The organism is Nocardioides sp. P5_C9_2 (assembly GCF_054049555.1).
Window position 1 is genome coordinate 1 of sequence record NZ_JBFUMD010000324.1, and the last position, 4,618, is coordinate 4,618.

Below are 4,618 nucleotides of genomic sequence, written 5' to 3' on the forward strand. Positions count from 1 at the left end.
GGGGGCAACCTCGAGGAGACGGTCACCAAGAACAACCTCGAGGCCGCCGAGGAGATCGTCCGCCAGCTGCGGCTGCGCGACATCGGCGGCATCATCGTGGTCGACTTCATCGACATGGTCCTGGAGTCCAACCGTGACCTGGTCGTACGCCGCCTCGTCGAGTGCCTGGGGCGCGACCGCACCCGCCACCAGGTCGCGGAGGTCACGTCGCTGGGCCTGGTGCAGATGACCCGCAAGCGGATCGGCACCGGCCTCCTGGAGTCGTTCAGCCACGACTGCGAGCACTGCCACGGCCGTGGCGTGGTCGTGCAGAGCGAGCCCGTCGAGCCCGGCCGGGGCGGTGACGACGAGCCGCAGCGCTCCGGTCGTTCCCGCGGCCGCGGTCGCGGACGCGACGGTGGGTCGGGCCAGCAGGGCGGCGCCCAGCAGGGTGGCCAGCAGTCGGCCGCCCCCTCGCCGAAGGACGTGGCCGCGATGGCACGCGCCGAGAAGGCCGACGAGGATGCCCGCACCGAGGAAGCCTCGTCCGAGAGCCCGATGACCAGCGACCAGGCCGAGGACACGCGCGCCGAGGACACCCGCACGGAGGACGACCGGACCGCGCCCACCGAGGGCGCCGACCGTCGTGGCTCACGCCGCGGTGGACGGTCCGGAGGTCGCTCGCGCGGTGGGGCCGACGCCCCGTCCGAGGACGGCACGGCCGAGGCCGCACCCCTCGGGGACAGCACCGTCGAGACCGTTCCCGCGGTCGACACGGCCCCTGCGGCGGCGTCCCCCGAGCCGGGCGCGRCCGAGGTCGTGGATGCCCCCGCGGCCCCCGCCGAGGACACCGCCGAGGAGTCGGCCGTCGACACCGCCGAGGAGTCGGCCGTCGACACCGCCGAGGAGCCTGCTCCCGCCCCGGAGCGGCCCCGGGTCGTCACCCGTACCCGTCGTCGCTCCGCCAGCCGTCCGGCGGGTCCGCCGTCCGGGGTGGCGGGCACGCTGCCCGAGTCGGGCCGGGTCGAGCCGGGTACCTCCGACCTCGAGCCGGGCGCCGTACCGGACCCGTCGGCACCCGACGGCGGCTCCGAGCCGCACGTGGAGCACGTCCCGATCAAGAAGAAGGGCGCTCGCAAGCGCTGAGCTGCCGGAGACCGGGGGCGGCAGGGCCTCGTTTTGACCCTGCCGCCGTCCGGCCCGTAATGTTGCCCCTTGTGCGCTTCGGCGTGCCACCTGACTTTGCCCGTGGCGATTCCGCCCGGCATCCATGAAGACCCGAGGAGAGTGAGTCCGCCGTGTACGCAGTTGTGCGCAGTGGCAGCAAGCAGCAGAAGGTTGCTGTTGGCGACGTCATCGAGATCGACAAGATGGACCTGAAGGCCAACACGGTCGGCAGCACCGTGACTCTCCCCGTCGTGATGGTGGTCGACGGTGAGACCGTGACCGCGACCGGCCTGGACAAGGCTGCCGTCACCGTCGAGATCCTCGGTGCCACCAAGGGCCCGAAGATCATCATCCAGAAGTACAAGAACAAGACCGGCTACAAGAAGCGCCAGGGTCACCGCCAGAAGTACACCCAGGTCAAGGTCACCGACATCTCCCTGTCGGCATAATGGGACGAGCGTGTCGGCTTCGCCGCCACGCTGCTGTCCTGGGCCGACGCCCACGATCACGCACCTCACCCACGTAGAAGGATTGAACTCATGGCTCACAAGAAGGGCGCCGCGTCCACCAAGAACGGCCGCGACTCCAACAGCCAGCGCCTCGGTGTGAAGCGCTTCGGCGGCCAGACCGTCAACGCCGGTGAGATCATCGTGCGTCAGCGCGGCACCCACTTCCACCCGGGCTCGGGCGTGGGCCGTGGCGGCGACGACACCCTCTTCGCGCTGCTGGCCGGTGCCGTCGAGTTCGGCACCAAGCGTGGCCGCAAGGTCGTCAACATCGTCCCCGGCGAGTGACGCTGCGGCGACACTGAATTCCACCGCGGAGGGCGTTCCTGATCTGGGGAACGCCCTTCACGCATTTCTCCACCACTGAGCCGCACCACCGGGCTCGACTACTGAGAGCGAAATCATGGCTGTCCCGACCTTCATCGACCAGGTCACGTTGCACATCAGCGCGGGTCGGGGCGGCAACGGCGTCGCATCGGTCCACCGTGAGAAGTTCAAGCCCCTCGGTGGCCCCGACGGCGGCAAYGGTGGTCCCGGCGGATCGGTGATCCTGAGGGTCGACCCCGACGTCACCACGCTCATCGACTACCACCACAGCAACAAGCGACAGGCCGAGCACGGCGGCCACGGCGCCGGCGCGCACCGCAACGGTGCCCACGGCGCGGACATGGTCCTGCCGGTCCCCGACGGCACCCTGGTCAAGCGCGCCGATGGCGAGGTCCTGGGCGACATGGTCGGTGCCGGCACCGAGATGGTCATCGCCCAGGGCGGTCGCGGCGGGCTGGGCAACGCGGCGCTGGCGAGCAGCAAGCGCAAGGCGCCCGGCTTCGCGCTCCTCGGCGAGCCCGGTGGCGAGATCGACGTACGCCTCGAGCTCAAGGTCGTCGCCGACATCGGCCTGGTCGGCTTTCCCAGCGCCGGCAAGTCCAGCCTGATCGCAGCGATGTCCCGCGCCCGGCCCAAGATCGCCGACTACCCGTTCACCACCCTGGTGCCCAACCTGGGCGTCGTCCGCGCCGGCGAGGTGACCTTCACCGTCGCMGACGTGCCCGGCCTGATCGAGGGCGCCGCCGACGGTCGCGGCCTGGGCCACGACTTCCTGCGCCACATCGAGCGCTGCGCCGCCCTGGTGCACGTCATCGACACCGCGACCATCGAGCCGGGGCGCAACCCGCTCGACGACCTCGACGTCATCGAGAACGAGCTGTCCCGCTACGGCGGCCTCGAGGACCGCCCGCGGCTCGTCGCTCTCAACAAGGTGGACGTGCCCGACGGCAGCCAGATCGCCGACATGGTCCTCGACGACCTCGCCGAGCGGGGCCTGCGGGTCTTCCCGGTCAGTGCCGCGTCCGGCGCCGGCATGTCGGCCCTCACCTACGCGATGGCCGACCTCGTCCAGCGCTCCCGCACCGAGACGCCGGTCGTCGAGGCGACGCGCATCGTCATCCGGCCCCCGTCGGTCGACGGCGGCGGCGACTTCGCCGTCACCGAGACGCCCGAGGGCTGGCGCGTCCGCGGCGAGAAGCCGGAGCGCTGGGTGCGGCAGACCGACTTCAGCAACGAGGAGGCCGTGGGCTTCCTCGCCGACCGGCTCAACCGGCTCGGCATCGAGGACCGGCTGGTCACGCTGGGGGCCCAGGAGGGCGACGCGGTCATCATCGGTCCCGAGAACAACGCGGTGGTCTTCGACTTCAAGCCCAGCGTCGAGGCCGGCGCCGAGATGCTGGGTCGCCGCGGCGAGGACGAGCGGCTGCGCGAGGAGCGCCCCTCGGCCACCCGCCGTCGGGACATCCAGGAGCAGATGCCCGAGCGCTCKGAGACCGAGACCCGCGCCGACGTGGCCCGCCGCATCGACCGCAGCAAGACCGCTCCCCAGACGGTGACCAGCTCCGGCATCGGCCCGATGTCCTACGAGATCGGCACGTCGGACGACCCCGACTGGGACGGCAGTGAGCAGGACTGACGGGCCCACCGACCGGGCCGCCCTGGTCGCCGGGGCGCGTCGGGTCGTGGTCAAGGTCGGCTCGTCGTCGCTGACCACCGCCGCCGGCGGGATCGACCCGGTTCGGATCCACCAGCTCGTCGACGTGCTCGCCGCGGCCCGCGCCCGCGGTGCCGAGGTGGTCCTCGTCTCCTCCGGTGCCATCGCGGCGGGCCTCGCCCCGCTCGGCCTCACCCGCCGGCCGAAGGCGCTGGCGGCCCAGCAGGCCGCGGCCAGCGTGGGCCAGGGGCTGCTGGCGCACCGCTACCAGGAGGAGTTCGCCCGCCACGGGCTGGTCACCGGTCAGGTGCTGCTCACCGCCGAGGACGTCACCCGCCGTGCGCACTACCGCAACGCCTACCAGACCTTCGCCAAGCTCCTCGAGCTCGGCGTGCTGCCGATCGTCAACGAGAACGACACGGTCGCCACCTCCGAGATCCGCTTCGGTGACAACGACCGTCTCGCGGCCCTGGTCGCGCACCTCGTGCACGCGGACCTGCTGGTGCTGCTCTCCGACGTCGACGGCCTGTACGACGGCCCGCCGAGCCGGCCGGGCGCGCGCCTGCTCACCGACGTACGCTCCGCCGCCGACCTCGACGCGGTCACCATCGGCTCGACCGGGGCCGCGGGCGTCGGCACCGGCGGCATGGTCACCAAGGTGGAGGCCGCCAGGATCGCGACCGGTGCCGGCATCCCGGTCGTGCTCACCGCCGCCGACCAGGCCTCGGCGGCCCTGGGCGGCGCCGAGGTGGGCACGCTCTTCCACGCCACCGGAGGGCGTCGCCCCACCCGGATGCTGTGGCTGGCGCACGCCACCGACCCGAAGGGCTCGGTCACCCTCGATGCCGGCGCGGTCCGCGCGGTGACCGAGCGCGGGGCCTCCCTGCTCGCCGCCGGTGTCGTCGCGGTCGACGGGGCGTTCGTCGCCGGCGACCCGGTCGACCTCGTGGACCTCGCGGGCGTCGCGGTGGCCCGCGGCCTGGTC

5 protein-coding genes are annotated in these 4,618 nt (G+C 72.4%); all 5 read left to right on the forward strand.

What is annotated here, in order from left to right; all coding sequences use genetic code 11:
- Nucleotides 1–1,125, forward strand: a 1,125-nt coding sequence (locus tag ACXJKL_RS15110) for a ribonuclease E/G (RefSeq protein ID WP_457207859.1), incomplete at its 5' end; no start/stop codon positions are given.
- A gap of 152 nt (nucleotides 1,126–1,277) precedes the next feature.
- Entirely contained in the window at nucleotides 1,278–1,595 is a 318-nt protein-coding gene (rplU, locus tag ACXJKL_RS15115) for a 50S ribosomal protein L21 (RefSeq protein ID WP_457207860.1), read from the forward strand.
- Nucleotides 1,596–1,685: 90 nt separating this feature from the next.
- Nucleotides 1,686–1,940 (forward strand): 50S ribosomal protein L27, encoded by a 255-nt coding sequence (gene rpmA / locus ACXJKL_RS15120; RefSeq protein WP_457207861.1) that lies wholly within the window; start codon nucleotides 1,686–1,688, stop codon nucleotides 1,938–1,940.
- A gap of 115 nt (nucleotides 1,941–2,055) precedes the next feature.
- Nucleotides 2,056–3,615: a GTPase ObgE gene (gene obgE / locus ACXJKL_RS15125; protein WP_457207862.1), complete on the forward strand. Its 1,560-nt coding sequence runs from the start codon at nucleotides 2,056–2,058 to the stop codon at nucleotides 3,613–3,615.
- Nucleotides 3,602–4,618 (forward strand): glutamate 5-kinase (gene proB / locus ACXJKL_RS15130; RefSeq protein WP_457207863.1); only part of this gene is annotated, 1,017 nt, incomplete at its 3' end. The genes obgE and proB, both read left to right, overlap by 14 nt.